Consider the following 22,534-nt stretch of genomic DNA (forward strand, 5'->3'; position numbering starts at 1 on the left):
GCCGTCGGCATAGCCGAGGCCCAGCGTGCCGCCGGCCTCGTCGAAGGCGGCCACGGTGAGGCCGGCGGCCGCGATGCCGGTCAGGCGCAGGCGGTCCGGCTGCTGCGGCTCGATCAGCCCCAGCAGCGCCGTCGCGCAGTCCGGCTCGGGATCGAGCCGGGACATCCACGTGCCGTGGCGGAAGATCTGCAGCGTGCCGGTGCCGACCGCGACATGGCCGGCGTCCGAAAAGGCCAGCGGCGTCAGCACGCAGCGGTGGTCGACGGCGACCTTGGACAGCCGCCGGGCGCGCAAGCCATCCCATCGCTCCAGCACCAGCCGGGTGGGCGCGGCGTCGCTCCGCGTGGCGACCAGCAGCTGGTTGTGGCGGTTGAAAAACAGTGTGCGCAGCTGGTCCGGGGCGCTGTCCAGATGGCGTGTCGCGTAGCCGCCGCGTCCGTTGCGCGTCCACAGCGTCAATCGACCGGACTGGGCGATGGTGGCCACGACCTGGCCGTCCGGGCTGACCGCGATGTCGGTCAACAGGCTGCCGGCCTTTCTGTAGCGCCAGTGCTTGCCGTCCGCGGCGCCGCGCCAGACGTCGAAACCGTCGATGCCGCTGACCGCCATCGCGGCGGGCGCGTCGCCGCCGGCGCCGGCGTCCAGGCTGCTTGTCTGGCGCAGCCAGCCCAGATCGCGCCGCCGCGGCGCGGCCAGGCCGGGCTGGGCGAGATCCCAACTGACGGCGTCCGCGCTGGTGGCGCCGATCGCGGTCAACGTGAGGCCGCCGCCGTGGGTGTCGAAGCGCAGGCCGGAGATGGCGCTGGCCACGCCGGTCAGCGCCCGCACCCGGTAACCGCTGCGCAGGTCCCAGACGCCGATGACGCCGTCCTCGCCGCCGCTGGCCATCCAGCGGCCCTGGCGGTCGACGGCGACGGCGGTCACCTTCCGCGTGTGCGCGCTTTGCACGATCAGTTGCGGATCGGCGGCGACGGCCCGGACGGCGGCCAGCGCCAGGGCGGCCAGAACGGCGGCGCGCGCGCTGTTCATCGCCGCACGATGTCGAGCGGCGACAAATCCTCGTCCTGGCGCGGAACGCCCCGGGGGATGGTCGTGCCTTCGAAGAACAGGGCGATCTCGCCCTCGCGGCGGGTCTTCAGGCCGGCGAATTCCTTGCCGCCCGCCAGCACCCAGCGCCGCAACTGCCCCGGCACCCGGTCGAACTGCCGGGCCAGCACGACTTTGAGCAGGGTCGATTCGCGGAAGTTGGCGCCGCCGGCGTTGAAGGTGAAATCGCACAGGGCGGCGTATTGGAAGTCGTTGAGCAACCGCAGATGGTCCGGGATCGCGGCCTGGACCTCGACCTGGGCCTTGCGCATGTCGGCCAGCAGCAGGTCGCTGCCGGCCGGCTCGTCAATGCCGTGCAGGTAGGGCCGCGGCGTGGCGCCGTCGCAGCGTTTTTTGTAGCACAGGTGGCCATAGCCGACGGTGCAGTAGCCGGCGGCGTCGTTGTACAGGTGGTCGACCCAGCCCTCGGATACCTTGGTCAGCTGCAAGCCCTTGGCCGGCAAGGGGCGCAACGCTTCGCCTTGCGGCAGCACGGCGCGGGTGCTGTCGTCGTCCAGGAAGATGGCGTTGGTCGGCTTGCCGGCCAGCGTCGCCACGCCGGGCTGCGCGCAGGCGTGCAGCAGCGGCGCGGCCGGTGCCAGCGCGAGCAGGCGCAGCAGACTGCGCCGCCCGTTCATTTGACGATCTCCACGTCGATCGAGTGCGTCACCCATTGGTCGAGATTGAGCGCGGCCTGGGTTGCCGCGTCTGGGTTCCTGGTGTCGGAGTTGGAATAGTCGGCCAGCAACCGGCCGAACACCGACGTGTCGCCGGTCAACGTTTTGGTTCCCATCGATTCCAGCACGCGATAGTCCACGTCCGGGCGGAGCGAGGCGAACAGCTTGTATGTCTCCAGCCCGTAAGGCTTGCCGGCGGTGAAAACGGGGCCGACCTTGAACGCGGTGTTTTTCAGGACCAGTTCGCCGTTGCCGGACGGCGAATACAGGAACGTGTCGCCGCTCGAACCCAGCACCAGCAGCGCGACATACAGGTCTTGGTCGCTGGCGTTGCTGATCCGCGCCTGGTACTTGTCGCCGACCGCCAGCCGGGGGCCGGCGGCGGCGCTGTATTCCGTTTCGATGGTCTTGCCATCCACCTGGGTCATCTTGACCAGCGATATCCGGAGCTTGCCTTGCAGCGGCGATTGCAGGTTTTCTACGCGACGCAGGTTGTCCTGCCTGGCCTTCAGGGAAATGTAGCGTGCCAGGCGGGTCGCGGCGTCGCTGGTGCTGGCCTCGTCAACGATCAGGTCCGCCAGCACGCGGTCGCGGTTGTCGCGGGGCGCGACGTAGTACACCGGCTTGCAAGTGGCGGCCGGCATGGCCGCTTCGCGCGACGACGGCGTCAGTACCGTGCCAGTCATGCAGCCGCGCTGCACGCTGAGCGCCCAGTCCTTGTCGGACGGCGCCGCGATCACGCCGTAATCGTCCTTGAGCAATTCCTTGATGCCGGCCAGCACCTTCAGGTCCTGGCTGGTGGCTTTTTGCTGAGCCAGGCCGCTCAGCAGGACCGGGGTGCGTTCGCTGGCCTTGGCCGGCGTGACCAACGTGACCTTGTCGTCGCGGGTCACGGCCCGCGACGGATTGCCGAGCAGTTCGACGTCGGCTGTATTCATCGTGGCCGTGACGACCTGGGCGTTGGCGATCTTTCCCGTCTCGCCCACCAGCTTCTCGGTATCGCTGGCGTAGACAGCCAGCAAGGCGCCGACGCCGACGCCGTGGATCGCTCCGGCCTCGACGGTGAAGCGGTTGCCGACCGGCGTGTTGGCGATCTTGATGTACGGTTTTTGTTGATCGCCGGGTGTGCCAAGGAAGCGCCTTAGGACGTCGCCCTGGGCCTGCGGGTGCTGCGACGGCGCCAGCCTGGCGATCTGCGGGCCGATGCGGTGCACCACTTCCTCATAGGTCAGTGTCGGGTCCTGGCGCAGCGCGGCGACCAGGTAGTGCGTGAGAAAGCCGCGGTATTGCGCCTGGCCGTTTTCGTCGAGTATCGCGCCCTCGTTGGACAGCTCGCCCGCGCGCGCGCCGGAGATGAAGGCGTAGCCGTTCCGGCCGCGCAGCGTGCCGACCCGTTCGGCGCCATCCTTGCTGCGCTTGTATTGGACGCCATGCGGGTCGGTGTTGTGGTTGGGCGGCACGCCGCGCGCGGTCAGGCCCAGGGCTCTGGTGCCATCGCCCGAATGGCAGCTGTCGAAAATGACGGTGACGTTGCTGGTGTAGGGCGCCAGGCTTTTCAGCCACTGCTCGATCTGGTCGTCGAGGATGTCGCTTTTCCCCGTGGTCCGGCTGTCGTGCGCGACCAGGGTTTCATCGACGCCGTCGCTCTCGTCGCCGTTCCGGTCCTGGCTGGTCGAGCCGTGGCCGCTCACGTAAAAGACGATCCTGGCGCCGGGATTCTTCTTGGCGTTGTCCAGCAGGTGGCTTTTGAAATTGGCCTCGATCGCCGCGACGGTCGCCTGCTTGCCGATCAGCGTGACGATGTCGGCGCCGGAGAAGGCGTATTTGTCCGTCAGCAGCGCCTTGATTTCCGCGACATCGTTGGCCGGTCCCCGGAGGTTGGAAATCTGATACGCCATGTCGGTGGGTTGCGCGTATTGATCGACGCCCACCAGCAAGGCGTAGCTTTTCGGTGCAGGCGCCGGCGCGGCCCGGGTCATCACGGCAGGCATGGCGGTCGACGCCAGCAGGATGATCGAAGCCGCTATTTTGTAATCTGATCGCATGTTAGTCCTTTCGGTGCTGGTTGGATGGGCGCCCGGCGCCGCGTTTATTTCGCCACCGGCGCGCCCAATTTGATGCAAGCCTGCAGGACGGTGCTCAAGCCGACGTATTTTTGTGCCGCCGCGGCCTTTGCTTTTTGTTCGTCGCTGTTGTCGGGAAGGCCGCCCTTGGCGCCACTTGTCGCGTCCGCCTGGAACCGTTTGATCATGCCCAGGATGTCGTCGCGGGTGGGGGTGCCGGGACGCAGGCCAAGCAGGCTGCGACGGTAAGACAGCATCGCTGAGTTGATGGTTCCCTCCAGCGTCTCGACCGCCTTCTCCGCTTCATCTGCGCCCGTGAACCCGGAGCCTGTGGCCAGTTGGCGGTTGGTCTCGTTCAGATCGCTGGTCGCGTCGGCGATGCACATCAACTTGCTGTCGGCGTCGAGATGGATGTCGATGGCGTTGGCCGGCTTATAGAATTGGTCGCTGCTCAGCCCGAGCAGGGCGAGCGCGATGCCGGTATTGGTGAGGCCGGTGCGCGCGGTCACCGAGCCGACGGTGGCCATGGTGCCGCCCAGCAGTGTGGTCAGTCCCGAATTCCATGATTGCAGATTCTTTTGCTCGGCGGCCGCGATGATGTCGCCGCGCAGCGCGGCGGTCACGGCTTTCATGTCGTCCAGGCCGAGCGGCCTTTTGTCATCCTGCCGGCGCAGTGCCAGCGCCGCCTCCTTGGCGGTTTTGACGGCCCGCTCCGGCGCGGAGGGCATCAGCGGCTGCTGCAGGACGCCGCAGCCTTGCAGCAACCCGCATGCCAGCAAACCCAGGATGAACTTGCGGGCATGGCGGGTATCAAACAACTTCATGGGGGGCAGAGAGGCAGGCATGGCGGCTCCTTTGAGGTGATCCCTGGTGGTTGGATTTTGCTGTCATTTTTATAAGTATCCGAATATAGCCGAGATTTTTGCCCGCCTCAAAAAAAACTTGGCAATTATTAAAATTCGTGTCATAAAAACATCATTCAAGGGTCATCGGCGGCGTTTTTTTTCAGGCGGGGAGAGCACCCATGTGGTCAAGCGTAAATATCTTCTTGGTAGCGATGCTGGGCAGCGGCGCCGCAGCCCTGGCCGCCGACCAGCCAGTGCTGGAGCCCCAGAGCGGGCATCGCATCGCGGTGACGCGGATGGCGTTCGCGGCCGGCGACAGCCTGCTCGTGACGGCCGACCATACCGGCACCATGCTGGTCTGGAACCATGCAAGCGGACTGTCGCGCGATTTCACGCCGTCGTCGGCGGCGACGCCCGGCTACGCGGCCATGCTGGTGAACGAGCAGGCCGGTTCGATTGCACTGATCCCTTACAACGGCGGCAAACCGGGCCTGATCGGCCTGGCCGATGGCCGGCCAACCCCGGGGCGGATTCCGCCGCTGCAGCGCTTCGCGCTCAGTCCCGACCAAGCCAGGGTGGCCGGCTTGACGGCGGACGGCCGGCTGGCGCTGTTCGACGCCAGGACCTGGCAGGCGCTCCCCTTGCCGGGGGCGGCGTGCGCCGAGCCGCTCGCCGCCCAACCCGGCGACTCTTACGGCAACCTCGATTTCATGTTCCATCCCGACGGCCGGCGGCTCATGATCGCCACCGGAAACGGCGCCGTCCTGGAGGTCGACCTCCAGCATGGCTGCCGCGTGACGGTGGCGCTGGCGCCGCGCGATCATCCGCACCTGGTGGTGGCGCTCAGCCCGAGGGCGGATGCCGTTGCGCTGGCCTACCAAGGCCGCCTCGACGTGGTCCGTTTTGACCGCAACGCGGCGCCCGCGACAGCGCTGGCCACCAACGATGGGCTGCGCAGGCTGCTGTTCACGCCGGACGGAAAGGGTTTGTTGATGGGCATCAGCGATGGCGTTCTCGGGTACACCGATCTCGCCAGCCACACCACGCGCCACTGGAAGTTTGCCGAGGACCTGACCGGGCTGGCCGTCAGCGCGCGCGGCGACCTGGCGGCCGCTGGCCTGATGTCCGGCGCGATACGCATGGTCTCGCTCGGCGCCGCCGGCGAGCGGGACATTTCCGCCAGGGTGCTCACCCCGGTCGCCGCCGCCGCGCAGGGCAGCGGTGCCGCGCTGACGGTGCGCACCGATACCGAGGTGTGGCGGCTCGATCTTGAGCGCGCGCGCATCGCCCTGGTCTATCGCGCGGACGAGCCGAACCGCTATGTCGACATGGACCAGGACGGGCAGGCCGTGTGGTCCGCAAGCCAGGCCGGCGGCGCCACGGTGCTGCGCGCCGGCGAGGGCTGGGCGCGGCATCAGGTCCATCCAGCCGTACCGATGTATAGCTGGGCCGCGGCCCTGGCGCCGGACGGCAAGTCGGTGGCGGTCTCGTACGGCGCGGAGTTGCGCGTCTACGATGCGGCCGGCGGATCCTTTGTCGTGGTCGGCAAGCTGCCGCATCCGGCCACCCGCCTGGAATACAGCCAGGACGGCGCCTGGCTTGCCGCGGTGGGCGAGGCGCAGGCTTTCGGCCTGATACGGCTGGCCGACAAAACGCAGTATGCCTTGGTGGCGGGGGCCGACACCGGAACGGCGTTTGCCTATTCCGCCGACGGGCGCCAGCTGGCATTTGGCCAGGCCGACGGCAGCGTGCGGTTTTTCGACCTGGTCAATGCGCGCACGACGCCGCGACGGATCGACGGCCAGGGCAAGGTCAGCGCGCTGCGTTTTTCCGCCGATGGGCAACGATTGGCCATCGGCCGCGGCACTGGGGAGGTGGACCTGGTCGACCTGCCATCGCTGCAGAAGCTGCCTGCCTTCACGCGTCTGCGCAGCACCGTCAACTCGCTGGTGTTCTTGCCGCCGGGCTTGCTGGTGGCGATCGGCCTGGGAGGGGAAATCCGGGTCGCCAGCGTGGCCGGCCGCAGCGACCTGGCGTCGCTGTACCTGCTGCCGGACGGCCAATGGATGGCGGCGACGCCCGACGGCCGCTTCGACATGTCCGACAGCGAGAGCCTGGCGGTGGTCTCCTGGCGCATGCCGGACGATCCGCTGCGCCCCTTGCCGCCGGAGGTGTTCATGCGCGACTTCTACGAGCCGCGCCTGATTCCCCGGCTCGTTGCCCGGCTGCTCGCCTGCGAGGCCGGCAAGGGCACCGACCCGGCGGCGTGCGCACCGGCCCTCGCGCCGGTACGGCCGCTGGCGTCGCTCAACCGCATCCAGCCCGGCGTGCGCATCGCCGCCGTGCGCCGCGGCGCCACGGCGCTGGAGGCACTGGTCGATGTCGAAGTATCGGCCGTCAGCGATCCGACGCAACCGAACGGGAAGCAGCAGACCGGCGTCTACGATCTGCGGCTGTTCCGCGATGGGCAACTTGTGCGCCAGTTGCCCGACAATACGGCGGCGGACCGCGACGGTGCGGACTGGGCCGACAACGCGCGGATCGCCATGGCGCCCGGCCAGAGCTCGGCGATCAAGCGCTTTGCGGTGCGGCTGGCCGGCCGCAACCGGGGGCTGCCGGTCAAGCTGAGTGCCTACGCCTTCAACGAAGACCGGGTCAAGAGCGCCACGGTGGTCGACGACCGCTATCTGGTGCCGGCCGACGCGCCGGCGGCGCGCGCTACCGCTTATGTGATCGCCGTGGGCGCCGACAGCTACGACGCGCCCGAGCGCACGTTGCGCTTTGCGGCCAGCGACGCCCGCGCGATGTCTAGGGCGCTGGCCGGCCTGAAAGGCTACCGTGTGGTGCCCGTGACGCTGGTGTCGGAGGGGAAAGATGCGTCCGCCTGGAAAGCGACCAGGGCGAATATCCGCGCGGTGCTGGCGCGGCTGGCCGGCGGCCCGGGCACCGGCGGCGAACTCGCCGGCGTGGCCAACGCCGATGCGCTGGCGCCGGCGACGCCGGACGATCTCGTGATCCTGAGTTTTTCCGGGCACGGCTATACCAGCAAGCAGGGCAAGTTCTACCTGCTGCCGTCCGATTCCGGGAGCGGCCTGCCCATCGACGCGCAGGCGCTGAGCCGTTTCATTTCAAGCGACGATCTCAGCGATTGGTTGCGGCCGGTCGACGCCGGCCAGATCGCGATGATTATCGACGCCTGCCATGCCGCGGGCAGCGTCGACCAGCCCGGTTTCAAGCCGGGACCGATGGGCGACCGGGGCCTGGGACAGTTAGCCTACGATAAAAACATGCGCATCCTGGCGGCCAGCCAGGCGGACGACGTGGCGTTGGAAAGCGGCGTGTTGCTGCAGGGGCTGCTGACCTATGCCTTGGTCGGCGATGGATTGCGCACCCCGGCGGGCGGGGTGGCCGCCGCCGACGCGGATCGCGACGGCAGCGTGACGCTGGCCGAATGGCTGCGCTACGGCGAGGCCCGGGTGCCCGGGCTATATGAGGAAATCCGGCGGGGGCGGGTGGGGGTAAGCAATCTCAAGGATCCGATCGTGGACGAGGCCTTCCGGTCGCTGGCGGAAAAGCGGGCCCAGACGCCGGCCCTGTTCGATTTCGCGCGGACGGCGCCCAGGGTCGAGGTGCTGGTGACCCGGGCAACCGCCGGCGGTCCTTCCCCATGAGGGGACGCCGGAGCTAGACCAGCGGCAGCGCGGTGGTGTCTTTGATGCGCTGCAGGGCGAACGAGGATTTCACGTCCAGCACCGCCGGGTGGCGCAGCAGCGTCGCCATCATGAAGCGCGAGAAGTGGTCCATGTCTTCCACGTGCACCCGCAGCAGATAGTCCATCTCGCCCGTCATCGCGTAGCAGGCCACCACCTCCGGCCACTGCTCCACCGACACCGCGAAATCCGCACGCGGCGACACCGGCGCGTTTGGCGCGCCCAGCGCGCGGGCGTTGCTGTGCGCGGCCGCCTCGCTGTGCTTCTCCAGCCGCACGTTGACGTAGGCCAGCAGCCCCAGGCCGATCTTGTCCGGGTCGAGCAGCGCCACGTACTGGCGGATCACGCCCGCCTCCTCCAGCCGCTTGATGCGGCGCAGGCACGGCGATGGCGACAAGGCCACCAGCTCCGCCACGTCCTGGTTCGACAGCCGCCCGTCCGCCTGCAAGATGGACAGAATCTTACGGTCCGTTTTGTCCAGCGCAATCTTGGTCATAAACACCTCAAAAATTCATGGTTCAGGCAATATTATTGCGCAAAACCGCCGCACATGGGAATTGTTTGCAATTTACTGCTGTCGGACCGAGACTATACTGTGCGCTATTCTAAGAAGGAGACTTGCATGAAATTTACGCCTTGGGACAACCCGATGGGGACCGATGGTTTTGAATTTGTCGAATACGCCGCACCCGATCCCAAAGCACTGGGCGCACTGTTCGAGAGCATGGGTTTTACCGCGATCGCCCGCCATCGCCATAAGGATGTGACCCTGTACCGCCAGGGCGACATCAACTTCATCATCAACGCCGAGCAGGATTCCTTCGCCCAGCGCTTCGCCCGCCACCACGGCCCGTCCGTGTGCGCGATCGCGATCCGCGTGAAGGATGCCGCATTCGCCTACAAGCGCGCGCTGGAGCAAGGCGCCTGGGGCTTCGACAACAAGACCGGCCCGATGGAACTGAACATCCCCGCCATCAAGGGCGTGGGCGATTCGCTGATCTACCTGGTCGACCGCTGGCGCGGCAAGAACGGCGGCGAGCAAGGCGCCATCGGCGACATCAGCATCTACGACGTCGACTTCGTCGCCATCCCCGGCGCGGAAGCCAACCCGGTCGGCCATGGCCTGACCTACATCGACCACCTGACCAACAACGTCCATCGCGGCCGCATGAAGGAATGGGCGGACTTCTACGAGAAGATGTTCAACTTCCGCGAAGTGCGCTACTTCGACATCGAGGGCAAGCTGACCGGCCTGAAGTCGAAGGCCATGACTTCGCCATGCGGCAAGGTGCGCATCCCGATCAACGAATCGTCGGACGACAAGTCGCAGATCGCCGAATACCTGGACGAGTACCACGGCGAAGGCATCCAGCACATCGCGCTGGGCACCGACGACATCTACACGTCCGTCGAGACGATGAAGAAGGCCGGCATCGACTTCCAGGACACGATCGAGACCTACTATGAACTGGTCAACCGCCGCCTGCCGAACCACGGCGAGCGCCTGGAAGACCTGCGCCGCCTGCGTATCCTGATCGATGGCCACAGCAACGAGAACGAGCGCGAACTGCTGCTGCAGATCTTCAGCCAGAACGTCATCGGTCCGATCTTCTTCGAGATCATCCAGCGCAAGGGCGATCAAGGTTTCGGCGAAGGCAACTTCCGTGCGCTGTTTGAATCGATCGAGCTGGATCAGATCAAGCGCGGCGTGTTGAAAGACCCCGCAGCATAAGGAACAAGGGTTTATTAAAGCCCGCAGCCCCGCACAGAACGGGGCGCAGGCCTGTGGTACCCTATAAAAAAAACCGCATTTTTCCGTTCCGCCGTCTCCACAAGGGCCGGCGGATCGCGCGCTCCTGGGCCAATCCGGCCCTGTAGCGCATGGCTTAAAGAATAATGGAGACACAATGAACGCACCTCACAAGGGCTCGCAACTGGAGCCGGGCACGCACTCGGACAACGAAATCTCACTGGATGACAAGTGGACGCTGGAACGCGGCCGGGCCTTCATGACCGGCACCCAGGCCCTGATCCGCCTACCGATGATGCAGCGCGAACGGGACCTGAAGGCAGGCCTGAACACCGCCGGCTACATCACCGGCTATCGCGGCTCCCCCGTCACCAGCGTCGACATGACGGCGATGAAAGCCAAGAAGTACCTGGACGCCCACCACGTCAAGTTCCATCCCGGGATGAACGAAGACCTGGCCGCCACCGCGGTCTGGGGCACGCAGCAAACCAATCTTTTCCAGGATGCCAAATACGACGGCGTCTTCTCCATGTGGTACGGCAAAGGCCCCGGCGTGGACCGCTGCGGTGACGTCTTCAAGCACGCCAACAACGCCGGCTCCGCAAAGCACGGCGGCGTGCTGGTACTGGCCGGCGACGACCACGCGGCCAAGTCCTCCTCCACCGCGCACCAGTCGGACCACATCCTCAATGCCTGCGGCATTCCTGTGCTGTATCCGTCGTCGGTACAGGAGTACATCGATTACGGCCTGCACGCCTGGGCCATGAGCCGCTACACCGGCCTGTGGGTATCGATGAAGTGCGTCACCGACATCATCGAATCCGGCGCCGTGGTGGACTTCGATCCCGACCGCGTGCAGATCAACCTGCCCACCGACTTCGAGCTGCCCGCCGGTGGCCTGAATATCCGCTGGCCGGACACCGTGCTCGATATGGAAGTGCGGATGAACAGCTACAAGTGGTACGCCGCGCTGGCCTACTGCCGCGCCAATAAGCTGAACAAGATCATCTGGGATTCGCCCAAGCCGAAGATCGGCATCATCACCGCCGGCAAATCCTACCTGGACACGCGCCAGGCGCTGGCCGACCTGGGCATCGACGAGCAGGCCGCCGCCGACATCGGCATCCGCCTGTACAAGATCGGCATGACCTGGCCGCTGGAGGCGGACGGCGTGCACGAATTCGCCAAGGGCCTGGACGAGATCCTGGTGGTGGAAGAGAAGCGCCAGATCCTCGAATACGCGCTGAAGGAAGAGCTGTACAACCTGCCGGACGGCCAGCGTCCGCGCGTGGTCGGCAAGTTCGACGACACCGGCGAATGGAGCAACAAGGGCAAGACCGGCCACGGCGACTGGCTGCTGCCGGCCACCTATGAACTGAACCCGGCGCAGATCGCGCGCGCCATCGCCTCGCGCATCGCCCACTACTGCGCCGGCCATCCGGTGGCGCAGCGCGTGCAGGAGCGCGTGGCCTTCCTGGAGGCGAAGGAGCTGGCGCTGAAAACGCTGCCGTCCAAGCCGAATCCGGAAACCGACCGCACACCGTTCTTCTGCTCCGGCTGCCCGCACAACACCTCGACCAAGGTGCCGGAAGGCTCGCGCGCGCTGGCCGGCATCGGCTGCCACTACATGGTGCTGTGGATGGATCGCGAAACCTCCACCTTCACCCACATGGGCGCGGAGGGCGTGACCTGGGTCGGCCAGGCGCCGTTCACCAACGAGAAGCACGTCTTCACCAACCTGGGCGACGGCACCTACTTCCACTCCGGGATCCTGGCGATCCGCGCGGCGGTGGCGGCCAAGGTCAACATCACCTACAAGATCCTGTTCAACGACGCCGTCGCCATGACCGGCGGCCAGCAGTTCGATGGTCCGCTGGACCCGGGCATGATCTCGCGCCAGATCGCCGCCGAAGGCGTCACGCCGATCATCGTCGTCACCGACGAGCCGGAAAAATACCCGTCCGATTACAACTGGGCGCCCGGCGTCACCGTGCGCCACCGCAGCGAATTGATGGACGTGCAGCGGGAGCTGCGCGACAAGCCAGGCGTGTCGGCCATGATCTACGACCAGACCTGCGCCTCCGAGAAGCGCCGCCGCCGGAAGCGCAACGAATACCCTGATCCGGCCAAGCGCGCCGTCATCAACGAAGCCGTCTGCGAAGGCTGCGGCGACTGCTCCGTGCAGTCCAATTGCCTGTCGGTGGAACCGCTGGAGACGGAACTGGGGCGCAAGCGCCAGATCAACCAGTCGTCCTGCAACAAGGACTTCTCCTGCACCACCGGTTTCTGCCCGAGCTTTGTGACGGTGGAAGGCGGCGCGTTGAAGAAGCCGAAGAAGGCTGCTGTCGGCGAGGCGCCGCAAGTGGTGCTGCCTACGCCGGTGCTGCCGTCGACGGCCACGCCGTACGGCATCCTGATCACCGGCATCGGCGGCACCGGCGTGGTGACGGTCGGCCAGATCCTGGCGGTGGCTGCGCACGTCGAAGGCAAGGGCGCCATCGTGCTGGACATGAGCGGCCTGGCGCAGAAGGGCGGCCCGGTGATGTCGCACGTGCGCCTGGCGGACAAGCAGTCCGACCTGCATTCGACCCGCGTCGGCACCGGCAGCGCGGACCTGGTGGTGGGCTGCGACCTGATCGTCACCGCCTCGCGCGACGCCTTGTCGCGCATGGGCGAAGGCCGCACGCACGCGATGATCAACTCGACCGGCTCGTCGACGGCGGCGTTTGTGAAGAATCCGAACTGGCAGTTCCCGGACGCTTCCTCGCGCGGCGAAATCGTCAAGGCCTGCGGCAATGAGCTGGTGGACTTTGTCGACGCCGGCCAGATCGCCACCGCGCTGATGGGTGATTCCATCGCCACCAATATGTTCATGCTGGGTTACGCGTTCCAGAAGGGCCATGTGCCGCTGAGCGAAGCGTCGCTGGTCAAGGCGATCGAGCTCAATGGCGTGTCGGTGGGCTTCAACAAGGCGGCCTTCAACTGGGGCCGCACCGCCGCGCACGACCTGGCATCCGTGACCAAGCTCACCACGCCGGCCAAGGTGATCGAGTTCAAACGCATCCAGACGCTGGACGACATCGTCGCCCGCCGCGTGGAGCTGCTGACCGCCTACCAGGACGCGAATTATGCTAAACAGTATAAATCGTTTGTCGACCAGGTTCGGGCGGAAGAGGCCAAGCTGGGCAAGACCACCCGCCTGAGCGAAGCCGTGGCGCGCTACTACTACAAGCTGATGGCGTACAAGGACGAGTATGAAGTCGCGCGCCTGTACACCGACGGCGCGTTCCAGCAGAAGATCGCCGGCATGTTCGAGGGCGACGTCACGCTGAAGTTCCACCTGGCGCCGCCGCTGTTTGCCAAGCACGATGCCGAAGGCCACCTGGTCAAGCAGGAATTCGGCCCGTGGATGATGAAGGCGTTTGGCGTGCTGGCCAAGCTGAAGGGCCTGCGCGGCTCCAAGCTGGACATCTTCGGCTACACGGCGGAGCGCAAGATGGAGCGCGCGCTGATCGGCGAGTACCGCGATACCGTGGCCTCGCTGCTGCCCAAGCTGACGGCGGAGAACCTGTCGCAGGCCGTGGCCATCGCCAGCATCCCTGAAGACATCCGCGGCTACGGCCATGTGAAGGAGCGTCACTTCAAGGCGGCCAAGCAGAAGGAGGCGGCGCTGCTGGCGGCCTTCGGCAAGCCGGCCGGCAACCAGACCAACGCTGCATAAAAGACGACGGCCCCTCGCGGGGCCGTTTTTTTTCGCCTGGCCTTCCGGCTCACACCTTGCGCAGCGAGCAGACGGTGTCGAACCAGGCCTGCATGCCGACCAGCGGCTGCGGGTTAATCGGCAGCAGGGCGTTGATGTTGACGCCATTGCCCCGCCCACCGTTCTTCTTGTCCCACCAAACGCCGGCGTTCAGGTCATCGATCGCCGGCGGCGGCCCGAAGGCCTTGGCCGCCTCGGGGCCTATCCCCTGTGCCGCCACCTCCACACGCCGTCCATTGCGTCCCTCGGCTGCGCGCCCGCCGCTGATCCAGCCCAGCGAATTGGACACCGCCACCACGCGCGGATGGATGCCGCGCGTGACGAACACCCGCATCCGCGCCGAGCCGATCTTCTCGCCGTTGCCGCGATACGCCTGCAGGCCCGCCTGGTCGGCCGGCCCGGACTGCGGCCGGTAGGTGGTCAACTCCACCATGTCGCCGCTTTTCAGGCCTAGCTTCCTGGCCGTAGAGACGTTGATCCACATCGGGTTGTCGTGCACGATCTCGCTCAGGTATTTTTGCGATGCGGTGCGGCCCTGCGTATGGACGTTCCATTTGAAGGTGCTGAGGATGAAGCGGTCCGCCGGCAGGTCGCGGTGCGACGGGATCTGCACGAAGGTCGGCATGCCGTCGTCGTCAAAGCCGCGCGTCTTCGCCACCATCGTCACCTCCGGCGCGTGCACCTCGAACTTGCGTGACGGCGTGGCGAAGCCGCGCACCGGCGCGCCGCCAGCCATCAGGCCGATGGCGCTGTCCTTGCCCTTGTCGTTGGGGCGGTAGATCACGCCGCTGGCGGCATCCACCCGGCTGCCGTCAAGCTGCTTGCCACTCAGCGGCTTCTGGAACACCTCGTACGGTTTCGGTTGCGAGGTATCGACGTACACGCCATAGTGCTTCATGTATTCGAAGCCGTCCTTGAACTGCTTGCCGTCCGGCCCCGTGGCCGGCAGCTTGGAGCACTGGATGCGCACGAAGTCCTCATGGCTGCCGAACTGGAAGTACTTCGCCTGTTCGGGCGCGAGGCGGCGGCCGATATCGAACAGCACATCGGCGAAGCTGCGCGCCTCGCCCGGCGGCGGCACCAGCGGCTGGCGCAGCGTGACGAAGTGCGTCAGCTCCAGGTTGTTGCGGATGTCCAGGCCCCAGCGTTCGAGGAAGGTCGCATCGGGCAGGATCAGGTCCGCGTAGTGGGCCATCTCGGAGTAGATCACGTCCGAACAGGCGTGGAAGGGAATCAGCTTCTCATCCTTCAGCACTTCGACCGTGGTGCTGCGGCCTTCCGGCCACGTCATCGGCGAGGCGATGGTGTAGCTCAGGTAGACGTCCAGCTTGGCCCGGCCCTGGCGCAGATAGTCGTAGACGATCTGGCCGACCTTCATCTTCTGCCAGCGGTTGGCCAGCGGCCATTCCTGCGGATCTTCCAGGTCGGTGCGGATCTTGGGCGACGGCGGCACGGGCTGTGGCAGCGGATAACGGCTGGCCGACAGCTTCTCCTCCAGGCCGTAGCAGTAGCCGCCTGGCCGCGCCACCGAGCCGACCAGCGCGTTGAGCATGACGACCGCGCGCTCGGAGTTGAAGCCGTTGTAGTGGGCGCCGGTGCCACGGTTGGTGAAGGCCGCGACAGCGGGGCGCTTGCGCGCAAACTCCAGCGCGAGGCGCTCGATGTCGGTGGCGGCGATGCCGGAAAGCTTGGCCGCCCACGCCGGCGTGCACGGGGCCAGCCAAGCGCGAATGGTCTCAAGCCCGGGCTGCACGAACTTGTCGATGAAGTCGTGGTCGATCTCGTTCTCGCGCACGATCACATGCGCCATCGCCAGCGCGACCGCACCATCGGTGCCGGGGAAGGGCTGGTGCCATTCGTCGCTGCGGCCGGCCGTGTTGGACAGGCGCACGTCGAACGTCACCAGCTTGGCGCCATGGTCGAAGCGCGCCTTGACGATGCGGCTCACCAGATGCAGGCCGCCCTGGTGCGCCTCGTAGAAATTGGCGCCGAAGTTGAGGAAGTACTTGCAGCGCTCCGCGTCGATCGATTCCCAATCGGTCTCGCCGAGCGAAACGTAGTTGGCGGCGCGCTTGTTGGAGGAGCACAGCGCGCGGTGGTTCAGCTGCACCGGCGTGCCGATCGCGCTCAGGAAGCGGTTGATCTCGGCGTCGATGCGGGAACGGCCCTGGTGCAGCGCGACCCGCTCCGGATGGCCGCTGGCGATGCTGGCCTTGATGCGGTCCGCCACCTCGGCGTAGGCCTCGTCCCAGCTGATGCGCTTCCACAGTCCCTCGCCGCGCGCGCCCACCCGCTTGAGTGGATACAGCAGGCGCTCCGGGTAGTCGTTGATGGTCGGCGCGGACTGTCCCTTGGCGCAGGTCATGTGGCTGCCCATGTTGGGGTCGAGCGGATTGCCGCGAATCTTGATCACCTTGCCATCCTGGACGAAGGCCTCGATGCCGCACACGGTCGAGCAGTTCAGGCATACGCTGGTGACGCGCCTGGCGTTGCGGTAATCGTTCTTGACCTTGCGCTGGTCGCCATTGGCCAGCGGCCGGTAGTTCAGCGCCTGCGCGGCGTTGGGCGTCAACAGGATGGTCTCGCCCAGTCCCAATCCGGCCATCGAGCCGATGCCGCTTTTGATGAATCCCCGACGGTCCATATTCATGCTCCCTTCGGTTTTGAGAACGCTGACTTCAACTGGTCCCAGGTATCGATCTCGTAGGAGAACGGGTCGTGGCTGCGGCCCTTGGGCACCTTGTGCGCCATCGCGCGCGGCACCACGCCGCCCAGGCCCCGGTACTGCACCAGCGGCTTGGTCTTTTCCTCCGGCTTGAGCGGCGCCACCTGCTTGCGGTGCTTGGCGTGGAACTGGCTGACCGGGCTGGCCGGATCGTTCAGGTCACCGAACGCGAATACATCGGCGGGGCATACCTCCACGCAGGCCGGCTCCATGTCCGCCGCCAGCCGGTGGGAGCAGAAGTCGCACTTGTCGGCCACCTCGGCCACCGGATCGATGTGGATGGCGCCGTAGGGACAGGCCTTGATGCAGTCGCGGCTGCGGTCGCAGGCGGTATCGTCGATGTGGATGATGCCGTCGGCGCCGCGCACGATGGCGTCGTTGGGACAGGCGTCCAGGCAGGGCGCGTCCTCGCACTGCATGCACAGCGTCGGCAGGAAGGCGCGCTTGGTGGTCGGCTGGTGATTGAACGGATTGACCGCGGCGAAATCGTAGTAGTACACCTTGGTGCGGAAGTGGCCGAGCGATACGGAGTTCTCGACCTTGCACGCCACCGAGCATGCGTGGCAGCCGATGCAGCGTTCCAGGTCGATGGCCATGCCCCATTTGGGGCCGGAGGTGTTGGAGGTCATGGGTGTGTTCCTTGGGGGCGCGTGTCCTGAGATTAGACCACAAAATAATGCATAAGCAATCGCGAATTCATTCGTTCAGGTTTGACTTGTGGCTTGCTATGGTGGCGTCCCATTCTTCACCCGGATCACCTCAATGAAAACACAATTTGAATTGAAGCCTCTGGCGGCAGGCGCTATCGCCCTGCTGTGCGGGGCCGCCGCTCCCGCGCTGGCACAAGCGCAGGACGCGGCCGCAGTCACAGCGGCGCCACCCGCCGTCGTCGTCACTGGTTCGCGCATTCCGCGCGCCAGCCTGGAAGGGCCGTCGCCCGTCACCGTCGTCACCGGCGAGGACATCACCAGGCAGGGTTACAAGAACGTCTTCGACGCGCTCAGCAACCTGACGCAGAACAGCGGCTTCACCCAGGGCGCCGATTACGGCAACACCTTCACGCCGTCGGCCAACACCATCAGCCTGCGCGGCCTCGGCCCGAACCACACGCTGGTGCTGCTCAACGGCCGCCGCATGGCGGACTTCCCGATCGCGTATGAAGGCACGGTCAACTTCACCAACCTGGCCAACATTCCATCGGGCGTGGTGGAGCGCATCGAGATCCTCAGCGGCGGCGCGTCCGCCGTCTACGGCTCCGACGCCATCGCGGGCGTGGTCAACATCATCCTGAAGAAACAGGCCGAGGGAGTGGACGTCAACGTCAAAGTAGGCGGCACCTCGCGCGGCGGCGGCGGCGACCAGCGCCTGCAATTGACCGGCGGCCAAAGCTTCGGCAAGCTCAATACCCTGTTCAGCGCCGAGTTCCTGGAGCGCGATCCGCTGTGGAGCCGCGACCGCGAATTCATGAGCGCCAAGACCGGCGTGGCGCCTACCTCCCTGTTGGGCCGCAAGAACGTCAACACCGGCAAGTACGTCGACCCGGGCGAGGCCTGCGTCAGCCTGGGCGACCTGTTCGAAGGCAGCACCGTCAAGTACACCGGCAAGGCGGGCAGCTACTGCGGCAGCGGCAAGGTGGGGCCGACCTACTGGACCACGCAGACAAAAAACAGCAGCCAGAACCTGTTCGGCAGCGCCAACTACGAGCTGTCGGCGGACACCACGCTGTTCGCCGAAGCGCTGCTTGGCCAGAACCGCAGCGCCAACAACACGCGCGGGCCGTCGTGGACATCGGCGTCGACCGCCGACAGCTATTTCTGGAACAAGAACAGCGGCACCTACGAAGCCTGGAACCGCTACATCGCGCCGGAGGAAATCGGCGGCGTGCAGCGCTACAACCGCAGCTGGGACGACCAGGCCAGCTCGATCGCCTTCGGCGCCAAGGGCCGCATCCCCGGCACCGGCTGGCAGTACGAGGCCGCCTACACCGCGTCGCAATACAAGAGCGAGAGCCACACGCCGCGCGCGCTGTCGAACATCGACAGCTTCTTCCTCGGCCCCAAGCTGGGCGTCGATGCGGACGGCGTGGCGATCTACGCGCCCGATCCGGCGCGCCTGACGCGGCGCCTGACGCCGGCGGAATTCGACAGCATCACCGGCACCTCGGTCAGCAACGACAAGTCGTGGACCAACACCGCCAGCATCAGCGCCAACGGCGAGGCCTTCCAGCTGCCGGCCGGCCCGGTCAAGCTGGCGGCGGTGGCGGAAGTGGGCAAGCAGGGCTTCTCGAATACGCCGGACCCGCGCATCAACCAGGGCTACTTCAACACCGTGACGCCGTCCGATGTCACCGCCGGCACCCGCAAGCGCTATGCGGTGGGCCTGGAGGCGAACGTGCCGCTGCTGCAGAAGCTCGACGCCACGCTGGCCGGCCGCTACGACCGTTACAGCTTCGCCGGCCGCAACGACGGCAAGCTGACCTACAACGCCGGCCTGGAATGGCGCCCGGCCACGCAGCTGCTGGTGCGCGGGAACCACTCGACCAGCTTCCGCGCGCCGGACATGAACTACATCTTCAAGGCGCGCGGCACCGGCTACTACTCGTCCACCACCGACTACTACCGCTGCGCAAAGGCCGTCCAGCCGGTCGAGCAGTGCGAGTTCGCCAACGTGTCGCCGGGCGCGGACTACGAGCAGTCAGGCAGCAAGGACCTGCGTTCGGAGAAGGGCCGCTCGTCGGGCCTGGGCGCGGTGTGGTCGCCAAGCGCCAACTTCGATTTGACGCTGGACTACTGGAACATCAAGATCGATGACCTGGTCACGAACCTGAGCGCCGACAAGCTGCTGCGCGACGAGGCGCACTGCCGCACCACCAACGACCTGACCTCGCCGACCTGCGCCGACACCATCGCGCGCGTGGTCCGCAATCCGCTGACGGCGCTGAACAAGCCGGGCGAGATCCGGCAGATCCGCGTCAGCCCGATCAACGCCGCGTCGACCAGCGTGAGCGGCATCGACATCAGCGGCAAGTACGTGCTGCGCACGCAGGCATATGGCGTATGGATCGCCAAGGGCGCCTACTCCAAGACGCTGAACAAGAAGTCGCGCCAGTTCTCCGGCGACGAATTGATCGACGACCTGGAAGACCTGGGCAACGCCGACTGGCGCGACAAGCTCAATGCCAGCCTGACGTGGAACGTGGCCGATTGGTCGAGCACCCTGTTCCTGCAACGCTACGGCAAGGTGCCCAATGGCGCCGGCACGGCCTTCCTGTCGCCGACCACGCTGGCCAACGCCAGCATCGTCTACCGGCTGAACCAGCGCGCCACGGTGTCGGTCGCGGTCAACAACCTGTTCAACAAGGTCAAGGCCGACACCAGCGGCGGCTGGCCTTACTACCCGGTCGGTAACTACAACCCGACTGGCCGCCAGGGCTGGGTCGAGCTGAATTACCACTTCGGCTCTTAATCTGGCAAGTGCTGCGCGACCAGTTCGCGCAGCGCCGTATCCTTGATTTCGAAGATATCGAGGACGCCCAGCGCCACTACCCCCGGCAGGCCATCGATGATGTCGGCGCGCGCTTCGGCGCGGGCCTCTTCCGAGCTGTCCTTCGCCTGCAGGGTGCGGGCGTTGGCCAGGAAGGCGCCGACGGTGCCCTTCCTCACGGTGACGCCGTTGAATTCTCCGGCATTGATATGGTCTGGCAGTACGTCTTGTGCTCGCATGATGAAAACTCCTTTTGGGTTGATGAGGACTCCATCTTGGCAGCGCGCCGGTGGCCTGGCTTGCGCGGCGATGCCATAATGTGTCGCATGCAAGCCAAACCATCTCCCCTGATCGATCCCGCCCGCGCCGATGCCGATGGCGGCCAGCTGCTGTTCGCCGCGCTGTCGGGCGGCGACATGCGGCACACGCCCACCCACAGCCACGCGCGCGGCCAGGCCATCGGCGCCTTGAGCGGCCTGCTGACCATCGGCACGGAGCGCGAGCGCCTGGTGGTGCCGCCGGGGTATGCGATCTGGATGCCGCCGCACCACCCGCACGGCCTCGATGCGCACGGGCCGACCAGCGGCTGGAGCGTTTACGTCGTGCCGGATGCCTGCGCCGCATTGCCCGCGCTGCCGCAGGTGTTCCAGGTTTCCGGGCTGCTGAGGGAGGCGGTGCTGCGCGCCAGCGCCTGGCCGCAGGCGCCTGCGCCAGCTGCCGCGCAGGAGCGCATCGTTGCGGTGATCCTGGACGAACTGGCGGCCGCCGCGCGCGAACAACTGGTGCTGACCATGCCCACCGACCGCCGCGTGTTGAAGATCGCGCTGGCGCTGGCCGCCGATCCGGCCGATGCGCGTTCATTGAATGAGTGGGCCGCGTGGGCCGCGATCGCCCCGCGCACGTTGACGCGGCGCTTTGTGGAGGAGACCGGCCTGTCCTTCACCGACTGGCGCCAGCGCGCCCGCTTGATGCGGGCGGTGGAGTTGCTGGCGGCGGGGCAGGCCGTTACTGCCGTCGCGCTGGAGCTGGGTTACGACAGCCTGAGCGCCTTCATCGCCATGTTCCGCCGCGAGATGGGCGTGGCGCCCGGCGGATTCGCCGCCGCACACGCGGCGGCGTTGGCGCTGCCTTAGACTTTCACTCCGGCGTTGAGCGCCGAGGAGTGGGCGGCATACTCGGTCAGCCAGTACAGCAGCGCCAGGCCGGGGAAGGCCATGCCGGTCAACAGCGCGGCGTGCCAGCCGTGGGTGGCGTACATCCAGCCGCCCAGCGCCGAGCCGAGCGCGCCGCCGGCGAAGAACAGCGCGAAGTACACGCCATTCAAGCGGCTGCGCACCTCCGCGCCCAGCGAGAAGATGGCGCGCTGGCCCAGCACCAGGTTGGCCGCCACACCCATGTCCAGCACGATGGAGGCGACCACCAGCATCGCCAGCGCCACGTTGCGCGATTCAGGCGCCACCATCGGCAGCGCGAAGCCCACCACGCCCAGCGCCAGCGCGGCGGCGGTGGCCATCAGCGTGTGGCCGGCGTCGGCCAGGCGGCCGGCGACCGGCGAGGCTACCGCACCGGCCATGCCGACCAGCGCGAACACCGCGATACCGGTCTGCGACAGGTGGAACTGCGGGCCGGCCAGCATCAGCGGGGTGACGGTCCAGAACAGGCTGAAGGAACCGAACAGGCCGGCGTGGTAGGCGGCGCGGCGGCGCAGCACCGGGGTGCGCAGGAACAGGTGCCACAGGGACGCCATCAGCGCCGGATAGCTGATCGTGGCGGTCGGCACGCGCAGCGGCAGTTTGGTGCGCAGCACCAGGGCCACGACCAGCACCAGCACGGCGGCGCCGCCAAACACAACGTGCCAGTTGCTGGCGTCGGCGATCAGGCTGGCGGCGGGGCGGGCCAGCATGATCCCCAGCAGCAGGCCGCTGACCACCTTGCCGACCGTGTGGCCGCGCGTGGCTTCCTTCGACAGGTGGGCGGCAAACGGCACGATGATCTGCGCGGCCACCGAGCCCAGGCCGATGCCCAGCGCGGCGCTCAAAAACATCCACGCGCTGGTGCTGAACGCGGCCAGCACCAGCATGGCGGAGGTGAACAGCAGGCCGGTGACGATCAGGCGGCGGTTTTCCAGCAGGTCGCCCAGCGGCACGACGAACAGCAGGCCGAGGGTGTAGCCGATCTGCGTCAGCGTGACGATCAGGCCGGCCGCCTGCGGCGACAGGCCGGTGGCGGCGCTGATCGGGCCGACCAGCGTTTGCGCGTAGTACAGGTTGGCGACGATCAGGCCGGTCGCGGCGGCCAGCAGCAGCACCATGCCGGGGCTGATGTCGTCTTGTGCGGGGTTGCTCATGATGACTCCGTAAGTAAGTGGGGATGGGCAGATTCTAGGCAAAACCGGAGCAAAGATAATTAGGGCATAATGGCCTTATACTTTTCAT

14 protein-coding genes are annotated in these 22,534 nt (G+C 66.6%); 5 read left to right on the forward strand and 9 right to left on the reverse strand.

Annotated elements, in window-relative coordinates; all coding sequences use genetic code 11:
* The 4 genes from GTP90_RS27380 to GTP90_RS27395 form a co-directional block, all read right to left on the reverse strand.
* On the reverse strand, window positions 1-1,029 hold a 1,029-nt coding region (locus GTP90_RS27380), incomplete at its 3' end, for a WD40 repeat domain-containing protein (RefSeq protein ID WP_161086474.1).
* Window positions 1,026-1,724 carry a lysozyme gene (locus GTP90_RS27385; protein ID WP_161086475.1) on the reverse strand — a complete coding sequence of 233 codons (699 nt, stop codon included), beginning with the start codon at window positions 1,722-1,724 and terminating at the stop codon, window positions 1,026-1,028. The genes GTP90_RS27380 and GTP90_RS27385, both read right to left, overlap by 4 nt.
* Window positions 1,721-3,808, reverse strand: coding sequence for a caspase family protein (locus tag GTP90_RS27390; protein WP_161086476.1), 2,088 nt, complete (start codon window positions 3,806-3,808; stop codon window positions 1,721-1,723). Before GTP90_RS27390 ends, GTP90_RS27385 begins: the two co-directional genes overlap by 4 nt.
* A gap of 44 nt (window positions 3,809-3,852) precedes the next feature.
* The gene (locus GTP90_RS27395) at window positions 3,853-4,671 is read right to left on the reverse strand and encodes a hypothetical protein (RefSeq protein ID WP_161086477.1); all 819 of its coding nucleotides are present in this window, start codon (window positions 4,669-4,671) and stop codon (window positions 3,853-3,855) included.
* Between the two features lie 179 nt (window positions 4,672-4,850).
* Between GTP90_RS27395 and GTP90_RS27400 the strand changes: the two genes are divergently transcribed.
* Entirely contained in the window at window positions 4,851-8,342 is a 3,492-nt protein-coding gene (locus GTP90_RS27400) for a caspase family protein (RefSeq protein WP_161086478.1), read from the forward strand.
* A gap of 13 nt (window positions 8,343-8,355) precedes the next feature.
* Here the strand turns inward: GTP90_RS27400 and GTP90_RS27405 are convergent, their stop codons facing one another.
* The gene (locus GTP90_RS27405) at window positions 8,356-8,877 is read right to left on the reverse strand and encodes an Lrp/AsnC family transcriptional regulator (RefSeq protein ID WP_008444048.1); all 522 of its coding nucleotides are present in this window, start codon (window positions 8,875-8,877) and stop codon (window positions 8,356-8,358) included.
* 126 nt (window positions 8,878-9,003) lie between these two features.
* Here GTP90_RS27405 and hppD point away from each other — a divergent pair, with 126 nt between their 5' ends.
* Together hppD and GTP90_RS27415 are read left to right on the forward strand one after the other, a co-directional pair.
* A complete protein-coding gene (gene hppD / locus GTP90_RS27410; protein ID WP_161086479.1) occupies window positions 9,004-10,113 on the forward strand; it encodes a 4-hydroxyphenylpyruvate dioxygenase in 1,110 nt (369 codons plus the stop codon).
* A 175-nt stretch (window positions 10,114-10,288) separates the two neighbouring features.
* Window positions 10,289-13,852 carry an indolepyruvate ferredoxin oxidoreductase family protein gene (locus tag GTP90_RS27415; RefSeq protein WP_161086480.1) on the forward strand — a complete coding sequence of 1,188 codons (3,564 nt, stop codon included), beginning with the start codon at window positions 10,289-10,291 and terminating at the stop codon, window positions 13,850-13,852.
* Between the two features lie 49 nt (window positions 13,853-13,901).
* On the opposite strand, the gene GTP90_RS27420 is transcribed toward GTP90_RS27415, so the two are convergent.
* Together GTP90_RS27420 and GTP90_RS27425 are read right to left on the reverse strand one after the other, a co-directional pair.
* Window positions 13,902-16,535, reverse strand: coding sequence for a molybdopterin-containing oxidoreductase family protein (locus tag GTP90_RS27420; protein WP_161086481.1), 2,634 nt, complete (start codon window positions 16,533-16,535; stop codon window positions 13,902-13,904).
* A 2-nt stretch (window positions 16,536-16,537) separates the two neighbouring features.
* Window positions 16,538-17,245 (reverse strand): 4Fe-4S dicluster domain-containing protein, encoded by a 708-nt coding sequence (locus GTP90_RS27425; protein ID WP_161086482.1) that lies wholly within the window; start codon window positions 17,243-17,245, stop codon window positions 16,538-16,540.
* A 133-nt stretch (window positions 17,246-17,378) separates the two neighbouring features.
* On the opposite strand from GTP90_RS27425, the gene GTP90_RS27430 reads away from it, so the two are divergent.
* Window positions 17,379-20,081, forward strand: coding sequence for a TonB-dependent receptor domain-containing protein (locus GTP90_RS27430; RefSeq protein ID WP_161086483.1), 2,703 nt, complete (start codon window positions 17,379-17,381; stop codon window positions 20,079-20,081).
* On the opposite strand, the gene GTP90_RS27435 is transcribed toward GTP90_RS27430, so the two are convergent.
* Window positions 20,078-20,338 (reverse strand): hypothetical protein, encoded by a 261-nt coding sequence (locus GTP90_RS27435; RefSeq protein ID WP_161086484.1) that lies wholly within the window; start codon window positions 20,336-20,338, stop codon window positions 20,078-20,080. The two genes, GTP90_RS27430 and GTP90_RS27435, sit on opposite strands and share 4 nt — an antisense overlap.
* A gap of 78 nt (window positions 20,339-20,416) precedes the next feature.
* Here GTP90_RS27435 and GTP90_RS27440 point away from each other — a divergent pair, with 78 nt between their 5' ends.
* Complete coding sequence (locus GTP90_RS27440) at window positions 20,417-21,232, forward strand: AraC family transcriptional regulator (protein ID WP_161086485.1); 816 nt, start codon at window positions 20,417-20,419, stop codon at window positions 21,230-21,232.
* On the opposite strand, the gene GTP90_RS27445 is transcribed toward GTP90_RS27440, so the two are convergent.
* On the reverse strand, window positions 21,229-22,446 hold the full coding sequence (locus GTP90_RS27445; protein WP_161086486.1) for an MFS transporter: 1,218 nt from the start codon (window positions 22,444-22,446) through the stop codon (window positions 21,229-21,231). The genes GTP90_RS27440 and GTP90_RS27445 overlap by 4 nt on opposite strands.
* Window positions 22,447-22,534: the final 88 nt, after the last annotated feature.

This window comes from Duganella vulcania (assembly GCF_009857655.1).
In the GTDB taxonomy this organism is placed as follows: domain Bacteria; phylum Pseudomonadota; class Gammaproteobacteria; order Burkholderiales; family Burkholderiaceae_D; genus Rugamonas; species Rugamonas vulcania.

What these genes read in the sequence shown, in the direction of transcription:
- GTP90_RS27400 (WP_161086478.1), top strand. Translation starts at nt 4,851, where the DNA reads ATGTGGTCAAGCGTAAATATCTTCTTGGTAGCGATGCTGGGCAGCGGC.
- GTP90_RS27435 (WP_161086484.1), bottom strand. Translation starts at nt 20,338, where the DNA reads ATGCGAGCACAAGACGTACTGCCAGACCATATCAATGCCGGAGAATTC.
- GTP90_RS27385 (WP_161086475.1), bottom strand. Translation starts at nt 1,724, where the DNA reads ATGAACGGGCGGCGCAGTCTGCTGCGCCTGCTCGCGCTGGCACCGGCC.
- GTP90_RS27430 (WP_161086483.1), top strand. Translation starts at nt 17,379, where the DNA reads ATGAAAACACAATTTGAATTGAAGCCTCTGGCGGCAGGCGCTATCGCC.
- GTP90_RS27445 (WP_161086486.1), bottom strand. Translation starts at nt 22,446, where the DNA reads ATGAGCAACCCCGCACAAGACGACATCAGCCCCGGCATGGTGCTGCTG.
- GTP90_RS27405 (WP_008444048.1), bottom strand. Translation starts at nt 8,877, where the DNA reads ATGACCAAGATTGCGCTGGACAAAACGGACCGTAAGATTCTGTCCATC.
- hppD (WP_161086479.1), top strand. Translation starts at nt 9,004, where the DNA reads ATGAAATTTACGCCTTGGGACAACCCGATGGGGACCGATGGTTTTGAA.
- GTP90_RS27415 (WP_161086480.1), top strand. Translation starts at nt 10,289, where the DNA reads ATGAACGCACCTCACAAGGGCTCGCAACTGGAGCCGGGCACGCACTCG.
- GTP90_RS27440 (WP_161086485.1), top strand. Translation starts at nt 20,417, where the DNA reads ATGTGTCGCATGCAAGCCAAACCATCTCCCCTGATCGATCCCGCCCGC.
- GTP90_RS27425 (WP_161086482.1), bottom strand. Translation starts at nt 17,245, where the DNA reads ATGACCTCCAACACCTCCGGCCCCAAATGGGGCATGGCCATCGACCTG.
- GTP90_RS27395 (WP_161086477.1), bottom strand. Translation starts at nt 4,671, where the DNA reads ATGCCTGCCTCTCTGCCCCCCATGAAGTTGTTTGATACCCGCCATGCC.
- GTP90_RS27420 (WP_161086481.1), bottom strand. Translation starts at nt 16,535, where the DNA reads ATGGACCGTCGGGGATTCATCAAAAGCGGCATCGGCTCGATGGCCGGA.
- GTP90_RS27390 (WP_161086476.1), bottom strand. Translation starts at nt 3,808, where the DNA reads ATGCGATCAGATTACAAAATAGCGGCTTCGATCATCCTGCTGGCGTCG.